Source organism: Pseudomonas sp. B414, assembly GCF_055408445.1.
In genome coordinates this window covers 21,635-46,779 of sequence record NZ_JBUZTQ010000025.1, presented here as the reverse complement: position 1 = coordinate 46,779, position 25,145 = coordinate 21,635, and the positions used below count along the sequence as shown (strand labels likewise).

At 59.9% G+C, this 25,145-nt stretch carries 21 protein-coding genes and 1 pseudogene; 16 read left to right on the top strand and 6 right to left on the bottom strand.

All coding sequences use genetic code 11. From position 1 onward, the window contains the following. The first annotated feature begins 177 nt into the window (after positions 1 to 177). Both ggt and ACZRMH_RS19090 read left to right on the top strand, forming a co-directional pair. Positions 178 to 1,845, top strand: coding sequence for a gamma-glutamyltransferase (gene ggt, locus ACZRMH_RS19095; RefSeq protein ID WP_464014756.1), 1,668 nt, complete (start codon positions 178 to 180; stop codon positions 1,843 to 1,845). Between the two features lie 193 nt (positions 1,846 to 2,038). After that, entirely contained in the window at positions 2,039 to 3,484 is a 1,446-nt protein-coding gene (locus ACZRMH_RS19090; protein ID WP_464014755.1) for a SulP family inorganic anion transporter, read from the top strand. Positions 3,485 to 3,612: 128 nt separating this feature from the next. Here the strand turns inward: ACZRMH_RS19090 and ACZRMH_RS19085 are convergent, their stop codons facing one another. Both ACZRMH_RS19085 and ACZRMH_RS19080 read right to left on the bottom strand, forming a co-directional pair. Then, entirely contained in the window at positions 3,613 to 4,317 is a 705-nt protein-coding gene (locus ACZRMH_RS19085) for a methyl-accepting chemotaxis protein (protein WP_464014779.1), read from the bottom strand. 198 nt (positions 4,318 to 4,515) lie between these two features. Continuing rightward, a pseudogene (locus ACZRMH_RS19080) lies at positions 4,516 to 5,400 on the bottom strand (methyl-accepting chemotaxis protein); the annotation flags it as partial. A gap of 467 nt (positions 5,401 to 5,867) precedes the next feature. Here ACZRMH_RS19080 and pmrG point away from each other — a divergent pair. Continuing rightward, the gene (gene pmrG, locus ACZRMH_RS19075; protein ID WP_464014754.1) at positions 5,868 to 6,590 is read left to right on the top strand and encodes a lipopolysaccharide core heptose(II)-phosphate phosphatase PmrG; all 723 of its coding nucleotides are present in this window, start codon (positions 5,868 to 5,870) and stop codon (positions 6,588 to 6,590) included. A gap of 82 nt (positions 6,591 to 6,672) precedes the next feature. On the opposite strand, the gene ACZRMH_RS19070 is transcribed toward pmrG, so the two are convergent. The 3 genes from ACZRMH_RS19070 to ACZRMH_RS19060 all read right to left on the bottom strand — a co-directional run bounded on the left by ACZRMH_RS19070 (position 6,673) and on the right by ACZRMH_RS19060 (position 10,238). Then, the gene (locus ACZRMH_RS19070) at positions 6,673 to 7,179 is read right to left on the bottom strand and encodes a hypothetical protein (protein WP_464014753.1); all 507 of its coding nucleotides are present in this window, start codon (positions 7,177 to 7,179) and stop codon (positions 6,673 to 6,675) included. Between the two features lie 94 nt (positions 7,180 to 7,273). After that, entirely contained in the window at positions 7,274 to 8,734 is a 1,461-nt protein-coding gene (locus ACZRMH_RS19065; RefSeq protein ID WP_464014752.1) for an ArnT family glycosyltransferase, read from the bottom strand. Between the two features lie 208 nt (positions 8,735 to 8,942). Next, entirely contained in the window at positions 8,943 to 10,238 is a 1,296-nt protein-coding gene (locus ACZRMH_RS19060; protein WP_464014751.1) for a carbohydrate porin, read from the bottom strand. Positions 10,239 to 10,414: 176 nt separating this feature from the next. Here ACZRMH_RS19060 and ACZRMH_RS19055 point away from each other — a divergent pair, with 176 nt between their 5' ends. The 13 genes from ACZRMH_RS19055 (at position 10,415) to ACZRMH_RS18995 (ending at position 21,930) form a co-directional block, all read left to right on the top strand. After that, a complete protein-coding gene (locus tag ACZRMH_RS19055; RefSeq protein WP_464014750.1) occupies positions 10,415 to 11,428 on the top strand; it encodes an ATP-grasp domain-containing protein in 1,014 nt (337 codons plus the stop codon). Between the two features lie 40 nt (positions 11,429 to 11,468). Then, the gene (locus ACZRMH_RS19050) at positions 11,469 to 12,611 is read left to right on the top strand and encodes a trypsin-like peptidase domain-containing protein (protein WP_464014749.1); all 1,143 of its coding nucleotides are present in this window, start codon (positions 11,469 to 11,471) and stop codon (positions 12,609 to 12,611) included. A gap of 76 nt (positions 12,612 to 12,687) precedes the next feature. Continuing rightward, positions 12,688 to 13,824, top strand: a complete 1,137-nt coding sequence (locus ACZRMH_RS19045) for a phosphoribosyltransferase domain-containing protein (RefSeq protein WP_464014748.1) — start codon at positions 12,688 to 12,690, stop codon at positions 13,822 to 13,824. Next, positions 13,814 to 14,572, top strand: a complete 759-nt coding sequence (locus tag ACZRMH_RS19040; RefSeq protein WP_464014747.1) for an HAD family hydrolase — start codon at positions 13,814 to 13,816, stop codon at positions 14,570 to 14,572. The genes ACZRMH_RS19045 and ACZRMH_RS19040 overlap by 11 nt, the downstream gene beginning before the upstream one ends. Further along, a complete protein-coding gene (locus ACZRMH_RS19035) occupies positions 14,565 to 15,659 on the top strand; it encodes a cysteine protease StiP family protein (RefSeq protein ID WP_464014746.1) in 1,095 nt (364 codons plus the stop codon). The genes ACZRMH_RS19040 and ACZRMH_RS19035 overlap by 8 nt, the downstream gene beginning before the upstream one ends. Further along, a complete protein-coding gene (locus ACZRMH_RS19030; RefSeq protein ID WP_464014745.1) occupies positions 15,659 to 16,618 on the top strand; it encodes an HpcH/HpaI aldolase/citrate lyase family protein in 960 nt (319 codons plus the stop codon). The genes ACZRMH_RS19035 and ACZRMH_RS19030 overlap by 1 nt, the downstream gene beginning before the upstream one ends. Continuing rightward, on the top strand, positions 16,615 to 17,292 hold the full coding sequence (locus ACZRMH_RS19025; protein ID WP_464014744.1) for an HAD family hydrolase: 678 nt from the start codon (positions 16,615 to 16,617) through the stop codon (positions 17,290 to 17,292). The genes ACZRMH_RS19030 and ACZRMH_RS19025 overlap by 4 nt, the downstream gene beginning before the upstream one ends. A gap of 73 nt (positions 17,293 to 17,365) precedes the next feature. Then, complete coding sequence (locus ACZRMH_RS19020) at positions 17,366 to 17,956, top strand: TerD family protein (protein WP_464014743.1); 591 nt, start codon at positions 17,366 to 17,368, stop codon at positions 17,954 to 17,956. Then, entirely contained in the window at positions 17,953 to 19,140 is a 1,188-nt protein-coding gene (locus ACZRMH_RS19015) for a TerD family protein (RefSeq protein WP_464014742.1), read from the top strand. Before ACZRMH_RS19020 ends, ACZRMH_RS19015 begins: the two co-directional genes overlap by 4 nt. Positions 19,141 to 19,206: 66 nt before the next feature. Continuing rightward, positions 19,207 to 19,656: a tellurite resistance TerB family protein gene (locus tag ACZRMH_RS19010; protein ID WP_395247421.1), complete on the top strand. Its 450-nt coding sequence runs from the start codon at positions 19,207 to 19,209 to the stop codon at positions 19,654 to 19,656. A gap of 7 nt (positions 19,657 to 19,663) precedes the next feature. Next, positions 19,664 to 20,710 (top strand): TerC/Alx family metal homeostasis membrane protein, encoded by a 1,047-nt coding sequence (locus ACZRMH_RS19005; RefSeq protein ID WP_016783513.1) that lies wholly within the window; start codon positions 19,664 to 19,666, stop codon positions 20,708 to 20,710. Between the two features lie 26 nt (positions 20,711 to 20,736). Next, positions 20,737 to 21,312, top strand: a complete 576-nt coding sequence (locus ACZRMH_RS19000; protein WP_133078838.1) for a TerD family protein — start codon at positions 20,737 to 20,739, stop codon at positions 21,310 to 21,312. 39 nt (positions 21,313 to 21,351) lie between these two features. Next, positions 21,352 to 21,930, top strand: coding sequence for a TerD family protein (locus ACZRMH_RS18995; RefSeq protein ID WP_464014741.1), 579 nt, complete (start codon positions 21,352 to 21,354; stop codon positions 21,928 to 21,930). A 211-nt stretch (positions 21,931 to 22,141) separates the two neighbouring features. On the opposite strand, the gene ACZRMH_RS18990 is transcribed toward ACZRMH_RS18995, so the two are convergent. Continuing rightward, the gene (locus ACZRMH_RS18990; protein WP_464014740.1) at positions 22,142 to 25,111 is read right to left on the bottom strand and encodes an autotransporter outer membrane beta-barrel domain-containing protein; all 2,970 of its coding nucleotides are present in this window, start codon (positions 25,109 to 25,111) and stop codon (positions 22,142 to 22,144) included. Between the last annotated feature and the right edge of the window lie 34 nt (positions 25,112 to 25,145).

The window sequence follows — 25,145 nt, the reverse complement described above, 5'->3', positions numbered from 1 at the left end:
CGGTCTATCAGGTACACCGCGGCGATCCCATCGCGAGCAAGCTCGCTCCCACAAAAGCCCGGTAGATGCGCCCGAAAGGTTGTGCGTCATCGCTCAGTTTTGCTTTTGTTGTTTGAAAATGTTGCCGAATTCAGACAAGGTTCGGCCACAGTTGATAACAATAAAAGGAAGTAACAAATGCGCATTGTGTGGTTCAAAACCCTGGCCTTGACGGCTGCTATTGCCGCCAGCTCCTCGGCGTATGCCGTTACTCTGGAAGGCGGCGCAGTCGCCGCGCCGGACCAATACGGCGCCGAAGTAGCCGCGCAAATTCTTAAAAAAGGCGGCAACGCAGTCGACGCTGCTGTCGCCACCGCCTTCACCCTCGCCGTGACCTACCCCGAAGCCGGCAATATCGGCGGCGGCGGTTTTATGACGATGTATATCGATGGCAAACCCTATTTCCTCGACTATCGCGAAACCGCGCCCAAGGCTGCTACCCGTGATATGTACCTCGACGAAAAAGGCGAGATCATCGAGAACCTGAGCCTTGTCGGTTCACGCGCAGCTGGCGTGCCGGGCACGGTGATGGGCCTGTGGGAAGCGCACCAGCGCTTCGGCAAATTGCCCTGGGCCGAGTTGCTGACCCCGGCCGTGGGTTACGCTAAAAACGGTTTCAAGGTGGCCGACCAGCAATTTCAGTACCGCGAAGATGCGCTGGCGCTGTTCAAGGGCACTACCAACTTCGGCGACTATTTCGGCAGCATGAAGCCGGGGCAAACGTTCAAGCAGCCCGAGCTGGCCGTGACCCTTGAACGCATCGCCGACCAGGGCGCCAAGGAGTTCTACCACGGCAAGACCGCCGACCTGCTGATCGCGCAAATGCAGCAGGACAAGGGTTTGATCACCAGGCAAGATCTCAACGATTACAAGGTCAGCTGGCGTGAGCCGATGCGGGTGGATTTCCGCGGCAACACCCTGTACACCGCGCCGCTGCCAAGCTCGGGCGGGATCGCACTGGCGCAACTGATCGGCATCAAGGAAGACCGTGCCGCGGACTTTAAAGGCGTGGAGCTGAACTCAGCGCCTTATATCCACCTGCTGGCCGAAATCGAAAAGCGCGTGTTTGCTGACCGTGCCGACTACCTCGGCGACCCGGCCTTCGGCAAGATGCCGGTAGCTGAACTGACCGACCCGGCCTATATCGCCAAGCGAGCGAAAGAGGTCAACCCGAAGGCGATTTCCGAGACGGCCAAGGTCAAACCGGGCCTGGAGCCGCATCAGACCACGCACTTTTCCATCGTCGACAAACAGGGTAATGCGGTCAGCAACACTTACACCCTGAACTGGGATTACGGCAGTGGCGTTGTGGTTAAAGGCGCGGGCTTTTTGCTGAACGATGAAATGGATGACTTCAGCTCCAAGCCGGGGGTGGCCAACGCCTTTGGTGTGGTAGGCGGTAATGCCAACGCCATCGAGCCGGGCAAGCGCATGCTGTCGTCGATGAGCCCAAGCCTGGTGACCCGCGATGGTCAGGTCACGCTGGTGCTGGGTACCCCGGGCGGTTCGCGGATCTTCACCTCGATTTTCCAGGTGCTGAACAATATCTACGACTACGATCTGCCGCTGGAAAAAGCCGTGGCGGCGCAGCGTGTGCATCACCAGTTGCTGCCCAAGGACACCATTTACTTTGATGCCTATGCACCGCTGACCGGCAAGGTGGCCGACGAGTTGAAGGCCATGGGTTACACCCTGGAAGATCAGGGCTGGAACATGGGTGATATTCAGGCGATCCGGGTTAATGGCACTCAGCTTGAAACCGCCTCCGATCCGCGTGGGCGTGGGGTGGGTATGGTGGTGAAGTAACTCCGCAACTCTCCCCCCCACCCTGTGGGAGCGGGCTTGCTCGCGATGCAGACGCCTCGGTCTATCAGGTACACCGCGGCGATCCCATCGCGAGCAAGCTCGCTCCCACAGTTGCTTTTTCCCGCCTGCAATTTGTTACCATCTGTTGCTTGTTACGCCCTCCGTTTTCCCCGTCCCGAATTTTAGGTAAACCATGAAACTCTCACGTCTGCGCGCTGATGTCCTGGCCGGGCTCACGACGTCCTTCGCCCTATTGCCCGAGTGCATTGCGTTCGCACTGGTTGCCCATCTCAACCCGCTGATGGGCTTGTATGGCGCGTTTATTATTTGCACCCTCACCGCGCTGTTTGGCGGGCGGCCGGGCATGGTCTCCGGTGCAGCCGGGTCGATGGCGGTGGTGATCATCGCGCTGGTGGTGCAACACGGTGTGCAGTATCTGCTGGCCACGGTGCTGCTGAGCGGGCTGATCATGCTGGCGTTCGGTCTGCTCAAGCTCGGCAAGCTGGTGCGCATGGTGCCGCACCCGGTGATGCTGGGGTTTGTTAACGGGCTGGCGATTGTGATTGCCATGGCGCAGCTGGATCACTTCAAGGACGGTGATACCTGGCTCAGTGGCATGGCGCTGTACATGATGATCGGGCTGGTGGCGGCGACCATGGCCATTGTTTACCTGCTGCCGCGCCTGACCCGTGCCGCGCCGCCTGCGCTGGTGGCGATTTTGGGGGTTGGGCTGGCGGTTTATTTTCTCGGTTTGCCGACCCGCACTTTGGGCGATATGGCGCATATCGCCGGTGGTTTGCCGAGCTTTAGCCTGCCGCAGATTCCCTGGACTCTGGAGACCCTGAGCATCATCGCGCCTTATGCAATCGTGATGGCGGTGGTGGGTCTGCTGGAAACCCTGCTGACCCTTAACCTGACCGACGAAATCACCGAAAGCCGTGGCTACCCGGACCGCGAGTGCGTGGCGCTGGGGGCGGCCAATATGGTGTCGGGTGCATTCGGTGGCATGGGCGGTTGCGCGATGATCGGGCAGACCGTGGTCAACCTCAGTTCCGGCGGGCGCGGGCGGTTGTCCGGTGTGACGGCGGGGGTGATGATTCTGCTGTTTGTGTTGTTCCTGTCACCGTTTATCGAGCGTATCCCGTTGGCCGCGCTGGTGGGGGTGATGTTTGTGGTGTCGCAGCAGACCTTCGCCTGGGCTTCATTGCGAGTGCTGAACAAGGTGCCGCTCAACGATGTGCTGGTGATTATCGCGGTGACGGTGATTACCGTGTTTACCGATCTGGCGGTGGCGGTGATGTGCGGAGTGATTATCGCCGCGCTCAATTTTGCCTGGCAGCAGGCGCGCCAGTTGTATGCTGATGCGGATATGCAGAGTGATGGCAGCAAGCTTTATCGCGTGCATGGCACGCTGTTTTTTGCCTCGACCACGGCCTTTCTCAAACAGTTTGACCCGGCCAATGATCCGGCGCAGGTGACCCTCGATTGCCAGCATTTGACCTTTGTTGATTACTCGGCCATTGCGGCACTGGATACCTTGCGCGAGCGCTATCGCAAAGCGGGCAAGCATCTGCGCGTGTTGCACTTGTCCGAACGCAGCAAGAAGCTGCTCAAGCGCGCCCGGGTACATCACGAATAGGGCGCTGAAGATCAAGAGCCCCTCACCACGCCTCTCCCGGAGGGAGAGGGGACTGACCGCACGCGACCTCAAGAACACCGCTAATCAGCTCCCTCTCCCTCCGGGAGAGGGTTGGGGTGAGGGTGCTTTTAAACTTTGAAGTGGCTGACCATCTCTTGCAGCTGGTTACCCAACCGCGCCAGTTCAACGCTGGACTTGGCCGTCTCGTCGCTGGCCGCGGCGGTTTGTTCGGAAACGTCGCGCACGTTGACGATGCTGCGGCTGATTTCTTCTGCCACTGCGCTTTGCTGCTCGGCAGCGGCGGCAATCTGCTGGTTCATCGACTGGATATTTGACACGGTGTGGGTGATGCCCTGCAACGATGTGCCCGCGTGGCGCGTCAGGCTCACACTGCTGTCGGTCAGGGTGCGGCTGTTTTGCATCACCGTAGCCACGTGCTGGGTGCCGCTTTGCAGGGCTGCCACCAGGGTTTGAATCTCTTCGGTGGATTTTTGCGTGCGCTGGGCCAAACCGCGCACTTCATCGGCAACCACGGCAAAACCACGCCCGGCATCACCGGCACGGGCCGCTTCAATGGCCGCGTTGAGGGCCAGCAGGTTGGTCTGCTCGGCCACGGCCTTGATCACGTCCATCACGCTGCCGATCTTGTCGCTTTCCTGTTGCAGCACGGCCATGGCTTCGGTCGAACGGCCGACCTCTACTGCCAGACGCTCGATCTGATCGATCGCCTGATTGACCACGGTGTCGCCTTCGCGGGCTTCATTGTCCGCCGCAGCGGCCGCTTGCGAGGCTTGCTCGGCGTTGCGCGCAACTTCCTGCACGGTGGCGGTCATTTCATGCATGGCCGTGGCCACCTGATCGGTCTCGATCTTCTGGCTGTTGACCCCGGCGCTGGTCTGTTCGGTCACGGCCGACAACTCTTCGGCCGCACTGGCGATCTGGCTGACGCCATCACGAATACCGCTGATCAACTCACGCAGGGTAGTGCCCATGCGTGCAATGCCCTGTTGCAATACCCCCAGTTCATCGCGGCGGGTAACGCGCAGGTTCTGGGTGAGGTCGCCACTGGCAATGCGGTCGACCACGGCCAGGGTTTCGCGCAGGGGGACGGTGATCTGGCGGGTGATGATCACCGCAGCGGTGATGCCAAACAGCAGCACCAGCAAGGTAGTGATCAGTTGCATGCTGTTGGCCGTAGCGCTTTCGATGTCACGGCGCTGCAGCTGGATTTTGTACAGTTCATCACTGATGCCCAGGATGTTGCTGCCGTATTCGGTCATGTCCTTGCGCGTGGCAATAATGGTGTTGTCGGTGCTGGCGTACAGCTCCAGCGCTTGCTGGTACTGCTCCATGGTCCGGGTCAGGGTGCGCAGGGTATCGCCGGCGTCCGTGGCAAAGTGCGAGTTCAGGCGCTCAAGGCTGGCCACGGCACTGTCCAGTTGCTGGCGTGCGGCTTTTTCGGTGGTGGGGTTGGGTGCCGCGATGTAGGCGCGTACTTGATAGCGCGAGAGCAGGAACTGCTCGCGCACTTCAGATACGGTCTGGAACATGGCAAAACGGTTTTCATCGCCTGCGGGCAGTTGCAGGGCGCGGGCTATCAGGGTGGCGATGGCGTCTTGTGCCAGTGCGGCATTGCGGTCCATGTTGGCCCGCGATACGGCGGATTCAACGTAGGCCTTGCGCATGGTGACCAGCGCACTCTCGTAGCGACCGATGATCTCTTGTTGCTGCTTGAGCAGCTTGAGGTTCTCCGGGCTTTGGAAGGTGCTGATCAGTTGTGCTTGCAGGGACGAAAACGCATCGATGCTGGTTTGTACGCCCTGTGCGGCGGTTTCGTCACCGTCCGTGAGCATGTACTGCAAGCGCGTAACCCGCAGGTTGGTAAACGCGGTGTTTAAACGGGTGATGTCGCTCATCCAGTTACTGCGATCAATCATCTTGTCCAGACTGATCCAGTTGCAGACGGCCATCACGCAGGTAAGGGCCAGTACCAGGCCAAAGCCCAGGGACAGTTTCAGGTTGACGCTGATATTGCTCAGCCATCTATTCATAGAGTTCTCCAGGAACGCTGCACGCATGATCTAAGTTCGCTGGAGGGTTTTATTTTTTTGGCCCAGCCGAGTGTTGTGTTGGGGGGTATCGGCGGCTTTCGCCAGAGCTGAAACGTTTTCTTCAACGCTTTGTTTATTCATGGCTCAAGTTTTTTTTCACATTCGTTTCACCTGCCTCTGACCTGCGCTTTTTTAGACTCCTGTTCAGCTAATTGAGACCTGCGCCATGCAAGTCTGTTGGGCGTGCGGGTCTGTCACCGACCCGCTGTCATATTCGCGCTATAGGGTGGCGCCAGTGTCTTTCACTGATTGCCGCGGGGGGCATAAGTACCGTGACATTGAGCCTTGATCTGATCGGGATTAACCGTACGCTGCTGCGTCGTGTGCTTAAGCGTTATCGAAATGCGCTGGTGGTCATCGCCGCGAGCGTGCTGGCGGCTGCGCTGGCATTGGCGTTGCTGGCACCAGCGTCCCCGCCCAACCTGGCGCAACCGAGCCATGCCGATCATGTGCAGTTGTTGACCGAGAGCTGGGCCAAGGGCGATGTGATTGCGGTGGTGCGCCACGGCGAGCGTTGCGATCGTTCCTCTTCCCGATGCCTGGGGCCAGCGGACGGTGTGACGGTACGCGGTGAGGTTGTCGTTCAGGCGCTGGGCGCGGACTTCAAGCAGTTGGGGCTGATGAACACCGATGTTTACAGCAGCTTGCTGACCCGCGCCCGGCAAACCGCCGATGCCATGTTTGTGCGGCCGGTGGAGGCACTGGACTGGCTATTCAATTGCCGGGGCAGCATGTTGCGTGATGCCCTCCAGCACAAAGTGCCGGGTCGCAATCTGATCCTGGTGAGCCACAGTGAGTGTATGGACCAGTTGCTCACCGATATGCACCTGTCGACCAGGACCACCTTCGGCTACGGCGCCACATTATTTATCAGTACTAATGAGACCAATGGCGAGGCGCAGATGCTTGGCTATATCGAGCCCAAGGATTGGGAAAACATCGTGCCGGTGATGACGGCAAGCAGCCGTCACGGGTATGAAGCCTCGCAATTTTAAGCCGTGGCAGCGAGCCTGCTCGCGAAGTTCGCTAACGAGAATTTCGCGAGCAGGCTTGCCCCACTGAGTCACTGCACACCCATCAAATGCGCTTTAGCAGGCGATCCCAGTTTTGCTCATCGGGCAATGGCAGGTCGCTTAGTTCGCGGGCCACCACATTTTCGATATCGTTGGCGCTGAGTACTTTCTCGTCGAGCCACGGCCAGGTCGCATCCGCATCACGAAAGTTGAGCTGGCTGTTCAATTGCTGGCAGGCGAGGGCGAGCAAATGCATCAGCCCCCAGAGGCTGCTGATATAGGGCTTTTGTTGCGCCGGTATGCGGTTGAGCAGGGCCGTCACGTCGGCCAGGTTGGCGCCCGGCGCGGCGCCGTTGTGCAGGTTCCAGACAATCGAGCCGTTGTTCGACACATCCTGATTGGCCAGGGCCGGGTCGGTATTGACCTCGATGCTGAGCTTTACGTGCTGCTGCTCCAGCTGATCGATCAGGTAGTTGGCCAGATCGGATTTGCGCAAAAACGCAGTGGCGGTGTTGAAGGCGAGGTTGGCGTCGTAGTCGCTCAGGGTCTTGCTGGAAATGCTGATGGTCATGGCAGGCTCCTTGTGTCCGGGAATCGTCCAAGGAGCGTAGCCAATGCACGGTGATCGGCCACGCCATCTGCAGATCTGTTGCCCCGGATCAAATTTATGCGGCGGGGGCCGCCAGGCTGACGAAGTAGAAGTGGTGCCGGCCCACGCTGACCTCATCCAGAACGTTCAGGGCAATACCCGGGATCTCGGGATTCTCGACAAGGGCGATATGGTCAGGGGATGCGCTGAGAAATGCCTGCAGTTCAGCCGTGGTTTTAAGTGTGTGCTGCAATTGCTGGCTGTAAAACACTATGGCACCGAGGCGCTCGTCGGGCCTGAGCAGGGCGACCTGTTTGCCGCTGGCTTGCAGCGCCATGACCTGGGCCGCGATCGCCTGGAAGGATTCCTCCTTGTCGGCCCGCGGGGCCCAGTGTGCCGCTAGCAGATAGGCGGCCACCAGGCCCGTCAGCAGGGCAACGGCCAGCGAGCGGTGGTAGTTACTGAGAAATCTGGCCACGGGCGAGGCCGGGCTTTTCTTGCGCAACCCGTCCAGCAGCACCCGGGCATATTCAGCGGCAATCACAGCAGCGGCTGGTGCCATCGACATCATGTACACCGCACGCTTGCTGGAGGCCAGGTTGAGCAGCACAAATTGCGCCACCAGCCACACACAGAAAAACAGCAGAAACGGGTTGCTGCGCAACTGTTTGCGAAAGTGCCACAGGCCCAGGTAGGTCAGCAGGTTCCACGGCAAAAAGGCTTCGGGCAGTTTTCTGAGGTAGTAGTAAAAGGGTTCGTAATGCCCGGCTTCAACAAAGGAGCCGCTAAAGCGCCCGACACTGTTGGTCAGCAGCAGTTCGCTGACCGCCTGCATGCCGCCGCGTTGGTACAACATGCACAGCCAGATCAACAGCGGGATCAGCCCCAGCAGGGTGAACAGTGCGGGGCGCAGCCAGTTGTGCAGCATGAAGCGTTTTTCGATCAGGCTTTCGCACAATAAATAGACAAAAATCACCACTCCCGGCAGCGCCAGGCCCAGTACGCCTTTGCTCAGGGTGGCAATGGCAATGCCGGTGGCAAACAGCAGCCAAGTGCCCCATGCACAACGAGGCTGGCGACTGGCATAAAAGAACCCCAGCAAGGCCATGCTGACGCCCAGGGTCAGCAGGGAGTCTTCGCCTACCTGGCGGGCGTTACCCCAAAAGATGCCCATGGTTGCCAGCATTGCGGCGGCGGTCCAGGCCAGGGCGGTGGGGCGTCCCATTTTGCGCAGCATGGTGTACAGCAACAGCAGGCTGAACAGCCCGGCAAAGGCCGAGGCCAGGCGCACGGCGAATAACTCGCCGCCGAACACACGGATTGCGCCAGCGTCCAGCCAAAGACTGAGGGGTGGTTTTTCAAGGAAGGGATCATTGAGCAGATTGGGCGTGACCCAGTCGTCGCTCAGGTGCATCTGCATGGCGATGCCCGCTACCCGCGACTCGGTCGAGCCCTGCAGTTGGTGATTGCCCAGTGCAAAAAACAACAGCACGCAACCGAGCAGTAATAACAGCAGAGCAGGACGAGACAGGCGCATTGGGTTACCAGGCAGCAATCGAAGGAAATACTGCACTGGAGTATAGGAGGGCAATTCTTAACGAATTGTGAAACCTGTTTGCGCTGATGCTGATCAATGTGGGAGCGGGCTTGCTCGCGATTCAGGCAGCTCGGTGCATCAGGTAAACTGAGGCGATGCCATCGCGAGCAAGCCCGCTCCCACAGATTTTATGCCGCAGCGGCACTCGTCAGAACGTTGCTTTAACCTGCAAGCCCGCCACCAGTGCATTGCTGCGCCTGGCGCCGTAGAACGCACCCGGTTCGATGATGTATTGCAGGTCCGGGCGCAACAACAGCCATGGCGTAACTTGCGCACCGTAATTGAGTTCCAGCAACTGCTCGCCGCTGTCCAGGCTGGCGATCATGTCCGCCTGCTCGGGGCCGCTGGCGGCCGCTTCCTGTACGTCCCGGGAGCGCGAGTTGAATACGGCGCGGCCATAGGCGAAGGCGATGCTGTCTTTCGGGCGGCTGGCAAACGGTTTTTGCTTGACCAGGCCCACCGAGTACCAGTGGCGCATCGGCGAGGTCGCGGCATTGCTGCTGGAGGCCTGGCCAAAGGCACGCAATACGCTTTCGGGGTCTTGTTCGTCACGCCAGATGGCCTGGTCGACCAGCACGTAAGCGCCGGTGCGGTTGTTGGCTTTTTGCGTGCTGCCAATCTTGCGGGTGTTAGAGGTGTCGTAGTACCAGCCCACCTTGTATTGGCCATTGAGCCAGGCGTCGTTGGTGAAGATCGCCTCCAGCGGCATGATCGCCCCGGTAGTGCCTTTGGTGGTCATGCTGAAGGCTTCCGAGGAGCGGCTGTTGTACTCGGGGTTGACCTGGAACACAGCGGTTTGCAAGGTCAGGGCCGGGCTGACGGTGTAACGCAGTTCGCCGCCCCAGTGGCCGGTGGGGTAGTTGGTCCAGCCACTGCCATTGGACTGGGTCAGCGGGTGGGCGCAGAAACCGGCGTTGACGAAGCTGGTCAGCAACGGCATGCCGCCAAAGTCGTTGCCCATCGGCATAAAGCCGACCTTGGTGGTCAGGTCTTCGGAAAACAAGGTGCGCTGGTAGCTGAACTCGGACAGGCGAGTGTAGTTGCCGCCAGCGTTTTCCTGAATCGGCAGGCGGTTGCCTACGAGGTCTTCGGAGGCGCTGTGGCCGCGACGATCGTTGACGGTGATTTGCACCAGGCCAGCATCGGCGCTGCCGAGTAGTTTGCTCAGGTCGAACTGGGCGCCGATCCGCACTTGTTGCGAGTATCGGGTGCCGTGCTTGATCCCGCCATGCAGGTTGGAGAAGGTTTCGGAGTTGTAATCACCGGTCAGCTTGATGCCTTTGTCGATCAGCTTCTGGCGTTCGCCGCCCCAGTCGCCGGTCAGGGTCGAACGGTTCATCAGGTTGTCGGTGGTGTCGGCCAGTACGCAGGCAGGCGTCAGGGCCAGCAATGACAAGCCGCCGCACAGGCTGGTGTTCAGCAGGGCGCGGGAAGAGAAAAACATCTACGGGAGCTCCTTTATATGAAGTGTCAGCGACGGGGCGCGACACGATGCCGCACATTATGAACTATTTAGTTAGTTAATTTCATATTTGGTTACACAGACTCCCCCTAATGACTAAGGGCGTTGGTATTAGCCTTGCGCTAGACTCCCGCGTTTATCCGTACCAAGGGATGTTCATGATCTGGTTTCTTGAAGGGCAATCGAGCCAACGCGACGTGATTGCAGGTGCCCGGGCGGCGCTGCCGGACTCGGTGCGGATTTTTGCTTCACACCGCCAGAATCGCCCTGAGATCACCGGGCTGGCCGATGTTGCCTGGCGCGAGCCGCAGGACAACCAGGAGCGCATCGGCTGGGTGATCGAACAGGCTCGCGCCCAGCAGATCAAGGTGGTACTGGCCGGGCGTGTGGGGCAGGTGTATGAAACGCACCGCGCCGAATTTGAAGCGGCCGGGCTGCAACTGATTACTGGCGCGCTGGATCTGGACACCTTTGAGCGGGTGGACGACAAGTCGACCTTTACCCGTGAAGCCCTGGCGGCAGGGCTGGCGTGTATTCCAGCGATAACGGTGAGCACCCGGGCTGAACTGGAGGCGGCTTACGCCCAGTTGGCCCGCGACGGTCAGGTCTGTGTAAAACCGACGCGCGGCATTTATGGCCAGGGCTTTTGGCGTCTGGCCGATGATGTCGACCCGTTTCGCAGTTTTGCCAATGCCGATGCCCATGAGGTCAATGCGTCGGTGTTTGCCCAGGCTTACGGTCAGTCCGAGGCCCCCAAACCGTTGCTGGTGATGCCTTATATGCCCGGCAGCGAATGCTCGGTGGACATGGTCTGCGAGGCAGGCGAGGCTGTGGCTTATGTCGGGCGGCGCAAGCAGGGCCTGATGCAGACCTTCGAACGCGATGGTGCCGCGGTCGAACTGGCGATCAAGGCGGCGCGTCACTTCAAGTGCGACGGCATCGTCAATGTGCAGACCCGCGATGATGCTGCAGGCCAGCCGCATTTGCTGGAGATCAACCTGCGTTATTCCGGCGGTATCGGCTATACCCGCGAAGCCGGGGTCAATCTGCCCGGTATCTTTGCCGCGCGTCGCCTGGGCCTGCCTGTTCCGGCCAGCGTGTGGCGCGAGGATGTGCAGGTCAAGGCGATCACGGTGGTGGTTCCGGTTCGTGGAGAAGAGCTGTTAAGGTGATCAGCTCTTGTTTGTCGCGGGCACAGGGGAGTCACAAGCGATGATATTGATGCCAGGCGCCAATGCGGCCCTTGAGTCTGTGCGTTGTGAGATGGTCCTGACTTGCTCGCGAGCGGGCGCATTGGGTGACTATGCGGGGCTGGCGTTGCTGGCCGTGGATGACCAGCGCCAACCCGTCGGCGAGCCTGCACTGATGCACGCCCCGCAACCCTGGCTGGCCTGGCATGACACCGTCGGTGTGGCCCGTTTTACCCTGGCGCTGGAGCAACTGCCTGCACACTGTGAACGTGTGTTGCTGGTGCTGTATGTGTTCGGCGCTCTGGGCCCGTTACGCGAACTGGGCAGTTTTCAGCTCAAGGTCGGTGCGCAGATCGAGCACAGTCTGGCACTGGCTGAATACGGTGATGGCGCAATGGTCATTGCCGAGGCGTACCGTCGTAACGATCAGTGGAAGATTCGCGCACTGGCCGAAGCGTCAGCCTACGGTCTGGGTGCTTTAGCCCGACGCATGGGGCTGCCTTTGGATGATCGCCATCCGCAACGAACACAGCCCGAGGCGTCGGACGACAGCACTGCGCGCCAGGGCGCTACGGGTACCGGCTTTGCCGTGAGTGCCCAGCATATTTTGACCTGCGCCCATGTCATTGAAGGCCTTGAGCAACTGTCGATTACCTCCTTTGATGGTCGATACAAGGCGGAGTCTGTGGTGGTCGATCGCAAAAATGATCTCGCCTTGTTGCGCGTTATTGGCGCGCCGCCCCTGAGTCCGCTGACTTTTCGCGAGGGCATGGGCTGTGAGCTGGGCGAAAGTGTGGTCACCCTGGGCTTTCCGCTGGCCGGGCTGGCGGGCGGTGGCGTGCAAGTATCCCAAGGTGTGGTTTCGGGGCTGTTTGGCCTGCGCGACGATGCCAGCCTGATGCAGTTCACCGCGCCAATCCAGCCTGGCTCCAGCGGTAGCCCGGTGTTCGACCCGCAAGGTTTGGTCGGTGGTCTGGTGACGTCCAGCATGGCGGATGCGCAGAACATGAACTTTGCCGTCAAGTCGGCGCTGGTGCTGGCATTTCTTGAGGCGGCCGGTGTGCCGGCCCAGCGCGGGCGCGGCGAGCGCTCGTTGAGCACGCCGCAATTGGTGCGAGCATCCCAGGCTGGATTATGGCGAATTGACGCCAGCCATCTTCAGTAACCATTTTTTACTTGTCATAACCCCCCGTCTCCCTAATCGTCCCCCATTTTTCAGTATGTTCAGGTAGTAATCATCAATGAGCAGCGGTAATTCCAAGACCGAACCCAAGGTGTTGCATGCAAACCTTAAACGCGGTCGCCTGGAGGTAGAGGTCAATGCATCGACCGTTGATCCACAGGCACTTTTCGATTTTGCCGAGCGCCGAAACCCTAAACGCGCCTTTTTATTCGTTTCCCGTGTGCTGGGCCGGCATATCCCGGCGCGGCCGTCGCTGATGGCGGCAAGCTTCAATGCGCTGGCGGCCAAAATCCCCGCCGACCTGCCCGGCCCGGTGCTGGTGATCGGTATGGCCGAAACCGCCGTTGGCCTGGGCGCTGGCGTACACCGTGCGCTCAGCCACACCCGTGATGACAGCGTGTATCTGTGCAGCAGCCGCCACCCCACGGGCAGCGAGCTGTTTGCCCGTTTTGAAGAAGAACACAGCCACGCCAGCTCGCATCTGCTGCACTTGCCGCAAAACGCGCAAACCCGCGCCATGATGCTCAACGCCCGTTCGCTGGTGCTGGTGGACGATGAAGCCTCCACCGGCAATACCTTTATCAACCTGTCCCGGGCGCTGGCCGAAGCCGGGCTCAACTCGATTGAACGTATCGTGACCGCGACCCTGACCGACTGGTCCCAGGACGCTGTGCGCAAGGCCATGGGCAACCACGTCAGCAGCGTCTCGTTGCTCGACGGTCGCTACACGTTCGCCGAAGATTGCGCCGCAGAGCTGCCGGATATGCCCGAGGTGGGCAGTGTCGCCCAAGGCGACTGGGCCCTCGATGCCAGCCGTGACTGGGGGCGCATGGGTGTTCGCGAACATTTCGATACCCTGGCGCCCGACTTGCAGGTCGCGCCCGGTGAACGGGTCCTGGTGGTGGGTACCAGCGAATTCGTCTGGCGCCCGTTTCTGCTGGCCGAGCGACTTGAGCGCGCGGGTGCCGATGTGCGCTTCAGTTCCACCAGCCGCTCGCCCATTGCCTTGGGCCATTGTATCGACCATGCGTTGTCGTTCTCGGACAACTACGGCCTGGGCATCCCCAATTTTCTTTACAACGTCGCCCCCGGCCAGTTCGATCGGGTGCTGATTTGCAGCGAAACCCCGGCAGCCGCCGTCGACCCGGCGCTGGTCAGCGCGTTGAATGCGCAGGTAATCGTTGATGAGCAGTAATCGTCCTCTGGTGTTCGTTGATCTGGATGACACCCTGTTTCAAACCGCCCGTAAAATGGGCGATGAGCCGCGTTTTGCCGCCACCCTGGATGTGGACGGCCAGCCCAACGGCTTTATGAGCGCAACGCAAAAGAGCTTTGTGGAATGGCTGCTGGCTACCAGCGACGTGGTGCCGGTGACGGCGCGCAGCATCGAGGCCTATCAGCGGGTGCAGTTGCCGTTCGTCCACGGTGCGGTGTGTGCCCACGGCGGCGTGATTCTCAACCCCGACGGTTCACTGGACCCGGTCTGGCATGCACGCATGTGCGACGAACTGGCGCTTGAGCAAACCCGTCTGCACGAACTGAGCGAGCAAACCCTGGCCATTGGTGCCGAGCTGGGCATTTCGTTGCGCGGTTGGGTGGTTGAAGAGCAGGGCCTGGCCAATTACGTGGTCACCAAGCACAACAACGAAACCGACGCAGCGCTGCTCACCGTATTGGCCGAGGTCAAGGCGCGCGGTTTGCTAGATGGCCTGTATGTACACGGCAATGGCAACAACCTGGCGTTCCTGCCCGTCACCCTGCAAAAGCGTGAAGCGGTACGCGAGTGGATTCGCCGTGATCAGGCGATCAACGGCAAACGCCCGCTGCTGGGCTTTGGTGACAGCGTGTCGGACCTGGGCTTTATGGCCGAGTGCGACTGGTGGGGCACGCCCAAGCGCGGGCAACTGGCCGCCCATGTGCTGGCGAGCGTCGACCATGAGTAATGCATTTGCAGACCTGGAAACCGTCGGCAGTGGTAGCTATGACGCCGATGACGTGCACTTTCTCCTGCGCGCCCTGCAGATTGAAGTTACCGACGTGCAGGAAAAAGAACGGCTGATCCAGACCCAGCAGCGCCATTACTCCGAGATGATCAGCCAGGAGCATGCGCCGTCCGACACCCATAAAAGCCTCTATCAGCGTGCCCTGACGCAGAACGGTGCGCGCATGGCGGCCGATGTGCAGGCGCTGGCGCTGGCCTTGAATGAACGCTACAGCGGCCCTTCGATTGCGCTGGTGTCCTTTGTGCGTGCCGGTTTGCCCCTGGGCGTGCTGCTGCGCCGGGCACTGCTCGATCTGGGGCGCGAGGCTGCGCACTACGGCATCAGCATTATTCGTGACCGTGGAATCGACAACGTCGCACTCGAGGCTATCATCAAGAGTCACGGTGCCGAAAATATCGTGTTTGTCGATGGCTGGACCGGCAAGGGCGCGATCAGCGGCCAGATCCGCGAGAGCCTGGCGGGGGACTCGCGTTTCCCGGCAGACCCACGCCTGGTGGTGCTGGCTGACCCCTGTGGCCGCGCCTGGCTGGCGGCTTCGGCTGAGGACTGGCTGATCCCCTCGGGCATTCTGGGGGCCACGGTTTCAGGGCTGGTTTCTCGTTCCATCTGGCCGCAAACCCCGGGCCTGCATGGTTGCGTGGTGTATGACCACTTGGCGGAACACGACGTGACCATGAGTTTTATCCACAGCATCGAAACCGAGCGGGCGCAACTTGCCCCGCTGGCCGCTGCACAACCCTGGACAGCAGAGCAGGCTGGCGCCTTGCAACACTCGGCGGTCGCTGCGGTCGAACGTATCTCGACCCGCTTTGCGGTGACCAACCCCAACCGGGTCAAACCGGGTATCGCCGAGGCCACTCGCGCTGTGATGCGCCGGGTGCCGGACCACGTATTGGTGCGTAACCTGGGTGATCAGGACGTGCAATTACTGTTGCACCTGACACGTCAGGCCAATATCGAGGTCCAGGAAGTCGGTGATGAACTGGGGCCGTATCGCGCCGTGACCGTAATCAGGAGTGTTCGCTGATGATCAAGTATTCAGCCTATGCCTTGGGCGCCACACTTTATATGCCGGCCACCCGTCCCGATATTCTGGATGTGGTGCTGGGCGAGAAGATCCAGGGTTTGCGCTCACTGGTGGTGTGCCTTGAAGACGCTGTGGCCGAAATTGACGTGCAGCAGGGGCTGAACAACCTCAAGAACCTGCTGCTGGGCATCGAGGCCCGTGGCGGCCGGCCGTCGTCCGGGCCGATCCTGTTTGTGCGCCCGCGCGATGCAGCAATGGCAGCGGTGCTTAATGAATGGTCACTGATGCGTCATGTCGACGGTTTTGTCGTGCCCAAACTCAGCCTGGGCAATATCCGCGAGTGGCAGCAGGCGGTGACCCGCGCCGACCTGATGCTGATGCCCACCCTGGAAACCCCGGAAGTCTTTGTGCCCAATGCCATGGTGGAGCTGCGCAGCGCCATGCTGGAGCTGTTGCCTGAACGCATTATTGCCCTGCGCATCGGCGGCAATGACCTGATGGGCTGCCTGGGTTTGCGTCGCCCGCAAACCATGACCCTGTACAGCACGCCCATGAGCTATGTGATTCCGATGTTGTGCGGGATCATGGGCTCGGCAGGTTTTGCCCTGACCGCGCCGGTGTTCGAGCAGCTCAATACGCCGCACTTGCTGGAGCAGGAACTGGCGCTGGATATGGCTCACGGGCTTGTGGGTAAAACTGCAATCCATCCGTCGCAAATTGCAGTTATCCACAGGGCGTTGCAAGTCAGCCTTGAAGATCTCAACAGTGCACGCCAAATATTGAGTGAGGCGGCGCCTGCGGTGTTCAAGTTCAACGACGCCATGTGCGAGCCCGCGACCCATTACAAATGGGCGCAAACAATTATTGAACGGGCACATTGGCAAGGGGTTCGCCCTGAAGCCGCCGGCCCGACAGACACTTTTGGAGGCAGCCTGCGATTGGCTGAATTAGTGGGTTGAACGACGTTTTGAATACATCGGACAAAGGCAACAAGCAGGTTCTGGCAGCGTTCGACTTCGATGGCACGCTGACCTATCACGACAGCTTTGTGCCGTTTTTGCGCTTTGCCTTTGGCAATCGCCTGTTTGCGATGCGCCTGTTGCGGATGATTCCGGCCACGGCGTGCTACCTGCTGGGCAGGATTTCTCGCAATGATTTGAAAGAGAAACTGATCGCGGTCTACCTGACCGGCGCCAAAGAGGCCTGGGTTAAGGAGCGCGCTGAAGCATTTTGTGACGTTTCCTGGCAGCGTCTGATGCGGCCTTTGGGCTTAACATCCGTCGCCAACCAGATTGAGCAGGGCGCCAACGTAACAATTTGCTCGGCGTCCCCTGAACTGGTGCTCACGCCTTTTGCCAAAAAACTCGGTATTGGCCTGATCGGTACGCGGCTGGCGTCAGTCGATGGCGTGCTGACCGGAGATATCGAAGGCACCAACTGTCGCTGTGAACAAAAAGTCATTCGGCTCCAGGCGCAATATGGGCCTTTGGGCCAATACGAACTGCGTGCCTGGGGTGACACCCGGGGCGATGAACAGATGCTCGGGGCCGCTCAAGAGCCGCATTGGCGTGAATTTCACGCGCTGTGGCGTCGCAAGCGGCCGCTTGATGTGTGCTTGCGCGAGGAACTGTAAGCCAGGCGTAAGCAAAGCATGTCAATAATCAGTAATTACCTATCGTGCTTCAGTGCAGACAAGGAGACGCTTCATGGCCATTTCGCTGTCCAAGAATCAAACCATTTCTCTCGAGAAAGAAGCTGGAACCGGTCTCAAGAAAATCCGTATGGGCCTGGGCTGGGACCCGGTCAAGCCCAGCGGTTTTTTCGCCAAGCTGCTGAGCAGTGATGCTGCCATCGACCTGGATGCCTCGTGCATCCTGCTCGACAGTGCCAAACAACCACTGGACCTGGTGTGGTTTCGCCAGCTCAAGTCCAACGACGGCTCCATCGTTCACTCCGGCGACAACCGCACGGGTGAGGGCGATGGTGACGACGAGTCGATCCAGGTCAACCTGGAGCAACTGCCGGCCGGGGTCAAACACCTGGTGTTTACCGTGAACTCGTTCACCGGGCAAAACTTTGAAGCGGTAGAAAACGCCTACTGCCGTATCGTTGACGAGCTGACCGGCAAAGAGCTGGCGCGCTTCAACCTATCGGACAAGGGCCGTCACACCGGCGTGGTCATGGCCTACATCAGCCGCACAGCGGCAGGCTGGGACCTGACCGCCATCGGCACTGTGGCCAATGGCCGTACCGCACAGGATCTGGCCAGTGATGCGGCCCAGGCGGTGCGCGGATGACCACACTGACCCCGGGCGCCAACACCGGCGTTGCCAGCGGAACCCTGAGCGTTACTGTCAGCTATACCCCGGTGACGGGCGCGGACCTGGACGTTTCGGCGTTTTTGCTCAATGAATCGGGCAAGGTACGTGGCGACAACGACATGTGCTTCTTCGGCCAGCAAAGCGTCAACAATGGCGCGGTCAAGCTGGTGGAATCGGCGGCAGGTCGCAGTGTGTTCAGTGTCAATCTGGACGCCATTGATCAGGCCATCGAAAAAGTCGCCCTGACCGCGACCATCTACGAAAACAAGGCCCGTTTCGATGCCTTCCCGCAGTTGAGCGTAACGGTGAGTGGTGGCATCGAAGCGCCGATCCCGACCCAGGGCATGCAGGAAACCGCGTTGATCCTCGGTGAATTCTATCGCCGCCAGGGCGTGTGGAAGTTCCGCTGCGTGGCCCAGGGCTTTGCCGGTGGCCTGGCGCCTCTGGCCGAGCACTTTGGCGTTGATATTGCTGCACCTGCAGCAGCGCCGACGCCACCTCCTGCGCCTGCAGCTCCGGCCCCGGCCCCGGCATCGAAGATCAATCTGTCGAAGATCACCCTGGACAAGCAGCGCCCGTCCATAAGCCTTGAGAAAAAGGACGGTGACTTCGGCGAGATCAAGATCAACCTCAACTGGAACCGTACCAATCCCAACGCTGGCGGCGGCGGCTTTTTTGCCTCCCTGCGTGGCAAGTCGGGCGGCATCGATCTGGACGTGGGTTGCCTTTACGAAATGGAAAACGGCCGCAAGGGCGCGGTACAGGCCCTGGGCAATGCCTTTGGCGATTTCCGTGACGAGCCGTTTATCCAGTTGATGGGCGACGACCGTACCGGCTCGGTGAGCGATGGCGAGTGGCTGCGTATCAACGGCAAGGAGTGGCGCAAGATGCGTCGCGTGCTGATTTACGCGTTCATTTACGAAGGCGCGCCGAACTGGCAGGCGACCGACGGCGTGATCACCTTGTACATCCCGGGTGAACCGCCGATTGAAGTGCGCCTGAGCGAAGAGGGTGGCACCAAAGGCATGTGCGCCATCGCTTTGCTCGAAAACGTCGGTGGCAGCGTGAAGGTCAACCGCAAGGTTGAGTTCTTCAAGGGCCACTCGGATATGGATAAGGCGTTCGGCTGGGGCATGCGCTGGGCTGCCGGCTCCAAATGAGCGCTGTGTAAGTGGCCGCCTGATGAAACAGGCGCCGTACCTGCAATTTCTGACAAGGTGACTCCAATGCTCGAATGGCTCAAAACCAACGCTACCGCCGCCCGTGACAAGCTCTCGACGGAAGTCAGCAAGTTCAAGAACCGTGAATTCATGGAAGCTGTGGTTTCCGGGTGCGCACTGGTGGCCGCTGCCGATGGCAACATCAGCAGCGACGAAAAACAGAAGATGGTCGGGTTTATTCAAAACTCGAACGAGCTGAAGGCCTTTGACGTTAAAGACGTGATCAAGGCATTCAACTCCGTCTGTGAAAAATTTGAGTTTGACCAGCAGATCGGTCGCGCTGAAGCGCTGAAATCGATCGGTCAACTGCGTAAAAAAGAAGATGCCGCACGGTTGCTGGTGCGTGTTTGCTGCGCAATCGGTAGCGCCGACGGCAACTTCGATGAAAGTGAGCGGGCTGCTTGCCGCACCATCTGTAATGAGCTGGGGCTGAACCCTGGCGATTTTGATCTCTGAGGACATCATGGAAAACACGGCAATTGGCTTTCCGCCAACTACCATCGCTGTATTTGTGGCTCTGGCGGTCATTGCTCTGGCAATCGACCTGTTTACCCACAAAAGCGATAAACCGGTCTCACTGACCAACGCCGCCGTCTGGTCGGTGTTCTGGGTAGTGATCTCGCTTATGTTTGCGGGCTATCTGTATGTGGCCCACGGCCCAAGCGTGGCCAGCCTGTTCGTGACCGGTTATGCGCTGGAGAAAGTACTCAGCGTCGATAACCTGTTCGTGTTCATGGCGATCTTTGCCTGGTTCAAGATCCCGGACGCATTGCGTCACCGCGTTCTGTACTGGGGCATTATCGGCGCCATCGTCTTCCGTCTGATTTTCGTGGCGATCGGTACTGGTCTGCTGGCGTTTGGTCCTTGGGTCGAAGTGTTGTTTGCCGTGGTTGTGGCCTGGACCGCAGTGATGATGCTGCGCAGCAAGGAAGAGGATGAGGAGGAAGATTACTCCAAGCACATCGCCTACCGTTTTGCGAAAAAACTGTTCCCGGTCTGGCCGAAGCTGCACGGGCATAATTTCTTTGTTTCACGTACAGAGCTTGAAAAAGAGATCACGAAGCCGCAGAACAAGGGAATGACCCTTGTAGGCAAGGGCGCTCTTTTTGCGACCCCACTGTTTTTGTGTGTGGTGGTGGTTGAGGTGTCAGACATTCTGTTTGCCTTCGACTCCGTACCGGCAGTGATTGCCGTGAGCCGTGAACCGTTGATCGTGTACTCGGCCATGATGTTCGCCATTCTGGGTCTGCGGACCATGTACTTCGTTCTCGAAGCACTGAAACGCTACCTGGTACACCTGGAAAAAGCAGTTATCGCATTGCTGTTCTTTATCGCCGGCAAGCTGGCCCTGAACGCAACCGATCACCTGTTTGGCCATGGTTATGAAATTGATCCAAACACCAGTCTGATTGTGGTGTTGGTGGTATTGGCCATTGGTATCGTGGCCAGCATCATCTTTCCCGGTAAGGAAGAAGAGCAATCCGACGTTAACAACGACACGAAAGCTTGATCGCACATTACTAAGGAGAATTACACATGGCACTTTCCCTTTCCAAAGGCGGCAATCTGTCTCTGTCCAAAGAAGCTCCGGGGATGACTAAAGTCCTCGTGGGTCTGGGTTGGGATGCACGTTCCACCGATGGTCAAGACTTCGACCTGGATGCGAGCGCTTTCTTGCTCAAGGCTGACGGTAAAGTCCGCGCTGACTCCGATTTCATTTTTTACAACCAGCTCAAAAGCGTTGACGGCTCGGTTGAGCACACCGGCGACAACCGTACCGGTGAAGGCGACGGCGATGACGAGGCGATCAAGGTCGACCTGTCCAAAGTGCCTGCCGACATCGATCGCATCGCCTTTACCGTGACCATTCACGAGGCTGACGCTCGCCGTCAAAACTTCGGTCAGGTGCGCAATGCGTTTATCCGCATTGTGAACCAGGACAACAACAACGAAGTGGCGCGTTATGACCTGGCAGAAGACGCCAGTACTGAAACCGCGATGATCTTTGCCGAGCTGTATCGCAATGGCGCCGAGTGGAAATTCCGCGCTGTGGGCCAGGGCTTTGCTGGCGGCCTCAAGCCATTGGCGGAAAGCTACGGTCTGAAATTCTAATCTGCACCCCATTAACTTTTCATATAAGGGTTCACGAACATGGCAGTAAGTCTGAGTAAAGGCGGCAACGTCTCCCTGACCAAAGAAGCACCTGGCCTGACTGAAGTGGTTGTAGGCCTGGGTTGGGATCCACGGGTGACTGACGGCCAGGAGTTCGACCTGGACGCCTCGGTGTTTATCGTGGGTGAGAGCGGCAAAGTGCTGAACGACGGCAGCTTTGTGTTCTACAACAACAAGACGTCGCCGGACGGTCACGTTGTGCACCAGGGCGACAACCGCTCGGGCGCTGGCGACGGTGACGACGAGCAAGTGAACGTCAACCTGGCGGGCCTGTCGCAGGACGCCAAGAAGCTGGCATTCGCCGTGACCATTCACGAAGCTGATGGCCGCAAGCAAAACTTCGGTCAGGTGTCGAACGCTTACATCCGCGTTCTGAACAAGGCTGACGGTAAAGAGCTGGCACGTTTTGACTTGAGCGAAGACGCTTCGACCGAAACCGCGATGGTGTTCGGCGAGCTGTATCGCAATGGCGAAGAGTGGAAGTTCAAGGCAATCGGCCAGGGTTTTGCAGGTGGCCTGGCGCCATTGGCTTCGAACTTTGGCGTTAACCTGGGCTAACTCCCGGCGTTAAATAAAAGGCCCTCCCCGGTTTCGGGGAGGGCCTTTTTTTGTGCCTGTGGGAGCGGGCTTGCTCGCGATGGCATCACCGCGATGTATCAGGCAGACCTCGTCGCCTGCATCGCGAGCAAGCCCGCTCCCACAGTAATCCTTGCAGGCCTCCTATCTGCAGTATTGCCCATCATTTGTGGGATCAGGTTCAGGGAGATGGTCAAAAACTCATCTGCCATTGCCCCAGCAGCCCGTGATTGCGGCTGTTGCTGCCGATATCGCCGGTGTAGCCCACGCCCAGGGTCTGGCGGGCCGAGACGCCAATATCCAGCCCGGCTTCCAGCACCAGACTGTTACGGTCCAGGGCACTGCCTTCGACATTGAACGCCGAGCCACCCAGCACAAAGGCCTGGCGCGTTGAGCTGCTGACATCGCCATAGGTGTGCTTCCAGCCTGCGCTCAGGCGCGGGGTGATGCTTATGCCGTTTTCCAGTTGGCTCAGATGTGCCAGGCGCACGCCCAGGGTGCTGTTGAAGTTGTCCTGTGTTTGCTTGTCGACGTGCAGCGCTGCCGCGCCGCCTTTTTCGCTGTAGCTGTCACGCTCATACCGTTGATACCCGAGGTTGGCAAACGGCTCGGCGTTCAGGCGGCCGTTGCTCAGGGCATAACCCAGTTCGGCAAAGGCTTGCTGGCTGCTGGCGTGGTAATCGCCCTTGGGGCGGTCGCTAAAGCCGTTAAACATCACGCTGCGTTTGCTGTCACCGTTATGGCCGCTATAGGCCGCGCCCAGACGCAAGGCCAGCGCACCGCTCTGGCGAATGGCATAGGCCCCCGCGTGCCAGCTGTTGACGGTGCCATCCATGCCGGTACTGTCCACATCGGTTTTTGAGTAGCCGCCCAGCACGCCCATGCGCCAGTCCGAAGTCAGGGCCCAGTCGGCTCCCAGCACGCCGCCCTTGGTGCGTTGGGTCAGGTCACTGTTGCCGTGGGCTCCGTCCAGTCGGCCATAGCTGCCCAGACCTTGGAGCCAGAGTCGGCCCTGGGCATTCGGGTCATTGAGGTTGCGCACACCGGGCGGCAGGCCGGTGGCGGCCAGGGCAGGGGTGTCGCTGGCGACACTGGCAACCCGTAATCCAGCGCCAGCACCAAGGGACTGCATGGCTGCCAGCATGCTGCTGCCCACCTGCGAAGTGGCGCCCAACGTCGCGCTGCTGAGGCTCGCATTGCTGCTGCCGGAGAGCTGCTCGATGGCCGCTCCCGCTGTTTGTGTATTGGTGTTGAGCAAGGCGTTATACAGCGCGTTGCCAGCCTTGAGCTGGCTCAGGCCGATGGCGGCGCTGGTGCCGTTGGCACTGCTGGCGTAATCGGCAAATGCCACGTCATTACGTGCATAGGTCAGCTCGACGCTGGTGGGGCTGTAGTTGAGGGTTGGGGTCAGGAAGGCGTAATCGCTGGTGACCTTGGTAAAGGTGCCGTCGATGGCTCCGGCGTTGAGCACGGTGTATTGGCTCAGCCACGGGTAGGTGCCACTGCTGGCATTGATCGCCAGGGTCGAGCCGTTGAGGTGGGCGGTGCCGCCGACTTGCACCGGTGCGCTGCTGCCATCGGCATTGACGCCATAGGCCAGGGTCGCGCCGCTGCCCAGGGTCAGGTCATGGCTGATGGTGGCGCTGCCCAGCTGCGTGCCGGTTTGCAGGGTGCCGTTGACCAGCAGGTTGCCGACACTGCCGCCACCGGCATAAACGCCACCTGCGTCGACCGTGAGGGAACCGCTGATCGCGCCCTGATTGATCAGGCGGGCGCCACTGAAAATCTCGCCGCCGTCACTGAAGTCGTTGTGGCTGGTGAGTGTCCAACTGCCCGATTTGACGTCCAGCCATTCAAAGTTCTGGCTGTTGCCGAAGCTGCCACCGGCCTGGTCATCGAAGGTCACCCGGTCGTAGCCACTGCCGCCATCCACCAGCCCCTCGAAGCGGCTGGCGCTGCCCAGCGTGAGGCGGTCATTGCCGCCGCCCAGGTCCAGTGCCTGGCCATTGCTGCCACTGATCAGGCCATTGTTGATGACCACATCCTCGAACTCGCCCACAAACTTCACGCCAAAGCCGTCCAGCCCTTTGATCGTGCCGTTGTTGATCAGCGTGGTGGCGGCCAGCCCGGAGCCATCGCTGCCGTCATCCACCAGCACCGCATTATTAGCGCCGCTGACCCGCGCGCCCTCGGCGTTGAAGATATAACCGCCGCCCAGAGCGATACCTTCGCTGCCGTTGGCAAAGCCGTTTTTATCCACACCGCCGGCACCGGTGCCCTGGATCACGCCGTAGTTTTCGATATGGGCGATCAGGTCGATATCCACGCCATCGCCGTCACCGTTGGGCTTGAGCCCGGAGTAGGCGCCGGTGATGGTGCCATGGTTGATCACAGTGCCATTGCCGTCCGAGCCGAAGCCCGAGCCGTTACGCCCGGTGACATCGCCGTAATTGACCAGTGTCGCCCCCAGATCGGTGGTGATGCCGTGGCGGCCGCCGGAAATGCTGCCGTAGTTGGTGACGCTCACGCCGGTGGCCGAGTCGATATCGATGCCGTCGAACTTGTTGTCGTCGGTCAGCGCATCGCCCGAGGATATCTCGCCGTAGTTGAGAATCGAGGCGTTGGCACCGGTCTTTATACCATCGCTGAACTCGCCGCGAATCAAGCCGCCTGCGCGGTTGGTCAGGGAGATGTTGACGTCATCGCTGCGCACCGCGTCGAGGTCGATGGCCTGGCCGCTGCCGGTCGAACGAAGGGTGCCGCTGTTGTCGATAAGTACAGTGCCGCTGCTGAAATTGGTATCGATGCGCAAGGCATCGTTGCTGCCCTGGATGATCGCGCCGCTGCGGTTGAAGATGCTGTAGTTGCGCTGGCCTGATGCGCTGCCACTGCTGTCGATGGCCCGTCCGCCGCTGGAAATCAGGCTGCCCGAGTTATCGATCACCACGCCTGTGCCGCTGGTGCTGCCCTTGAGCGTGACCGCCACCTTGGCGGTGGTCAGGCTGCCGGTTGGGGTCACTGTCAACGTATCGCTGGCGCCCAGGTTCAGCGCGCTGGTGCCGGGTGCACTCAGAGTGATGTCACTGGCGATTGCCAGCGAGGCAAAGCCGCTTGAACTTAACAGCGCGATGGCGAGTGCAAGGCGTTGGGGGGCGAGGGGCATGACGGACGACCTTATCGGGAATAACCGGGCCGTC

What these genes read in the sequence shown, in the direction of transcription:
- ggt (WP_464014756.1), top strand. Translation starts at nt 178, where the DNA reads ATGCGCATTGTGTGGTTCAAAACCCTGGCCTTGACGGCTGCTATTGCC.
- ACZRMH_RS19090 (WP_464014755.1), top strand. Translation starts at nt 2,039, where the DNA reads ATGAAACTCTCACGTCTGCGCGCTGATGTCCTGGCCGGGCTCACGACG.
- ACZRMH_RS19085 (WP_464014779.1), bottom strand. Translation starts at nt 4,317, where the DNA reads ATGACCGCCACCGTGCAGGAAGTTGCGCGCAACGCCGAGCAAGCCTCG.
- ACZRMH_RS19070 (WP_464014753.1), bottom strand. Translation starts at nt 7,179, where the DNA reads ATGACCATCAGCATTTCCAGCAAGACCCTGAGCGACTACGACGCCAAC.
- ACZRMH_RS19065 (WP_464014752.1), bottom strand. Translation starts at nt 8,734, where the DNA reads ATGCGCCTGTCTCGTCCTGCTCTGCTGTTATTACTGCTCGGTTGCGTG.
- ACZRMH_RS19060 (WP_464014751.1), bottom strand. Translation starts at nt 10,238, where the DNA reads ATGTTTTTCTCTTCCCGCGCCCTGCTGAACACCAGCCTGTGCGGCGGC.
- ACZRMH_RS19055 (WP_464014750.1), top strand. Translation starts at nt 10,415, where the DNA reads ATGATCTGGTTTCTTGAAGGGCAATCGAGCCAACGCGACGTGATTGCA.
- ACZRMH_RS19050 (WP_464014749.1), top strand. Translation starts at nt 11,469, where the DNA reads ATGATATTGATGCCAGGCGCCAATGCGGCCCTTGAGTCTGTGCGTTGT.
- ACZRMH_RS19045 (WP_464014748.1), top strand. Translation starts at nt 12,688, where the DNA reads ATGAGCAGCGGTAATTCCAAGACCGAACCCAAGGTGTTGCATGCAAAC.
- ACZRMH_RS19040 (WP_464014747.1), top strand. Translation starts at nt 13,814, where the DNA reads ATGAGCAGTAATCGTCCTCTGGTGTTCGTTGATCTGGATGACACCCTG.
- ACZRMH_RS19035 (WP_464014746.1), top strand. Translation starts at nt 14,565, where the DNA reads ATGAGTAATGCATTTGCAGACCTGGAAACCGTCGGCAGTGGTAGCTAT.
- ACZRMH_RS19030 (WP_464014745.1), top strand. Translation starts at nt 15,659, where the DNA reads ATGATCAAGTATTCAGCCTATGCCTTGGGCGCCACACTTTATATGCCG.
- ACZRMH_RS19020 (WP_464014743.1), top strand. Translation starts at nt 17,366, where the DNA reads ATGGCCATTTCGCTGTCCAAGAATCAAACCATTTCTCTCGAGAAAGAA.
- ACZRMH_RS19015 (WP_464014742.1), top strand. Translation starts at nt 17,953, where the DNA reads ATGACCACACTGACCCCGGGCGCCAACACCGGCGTTGCCAGCGGAACC.
- ACZRMH_RS19010 (WP_395247421.1), top strand. Translation starts at nt 19,207, where the DNA reads ATGCTCGAATGGCTCAAAACCAACGCTACCGCCGCCCGTGACAAGCTC.
- ACZRMH_RS19005 (WP_016783513.1), top strand. Translation starts at nt 19,664, where the DNA reads ATGGAAAACACGGCAATTGGCTTTCCGCCAACTACCATCGCTGTATTT.
- ACZRMH_RS19000 (WP_133078838.1), top strand. Translation starts at nt 20,737, where the DNA reads ATGGCACTTTCCCTTTCCAAAGGCGGCAATCTGTCTCTGTCCAAAGAA.
- ACZRMH_RS18995 (WP_464014741.1), top strand. Translation starts at nt 21,352, where the DNA reads ATGGCAGTAAGTCTGAGTAAAGGCGGCAACGTCTCCCTGACCAAAGAA.
- ACZRMH_RS18990 (WP_464014740.1), bottom strand. Translation starts at nt 25,111, where the DNA reads ATGCCCCTCGCCCCCCAACGCCTTGCACTCGCCATCGCGCTGTTAAGT.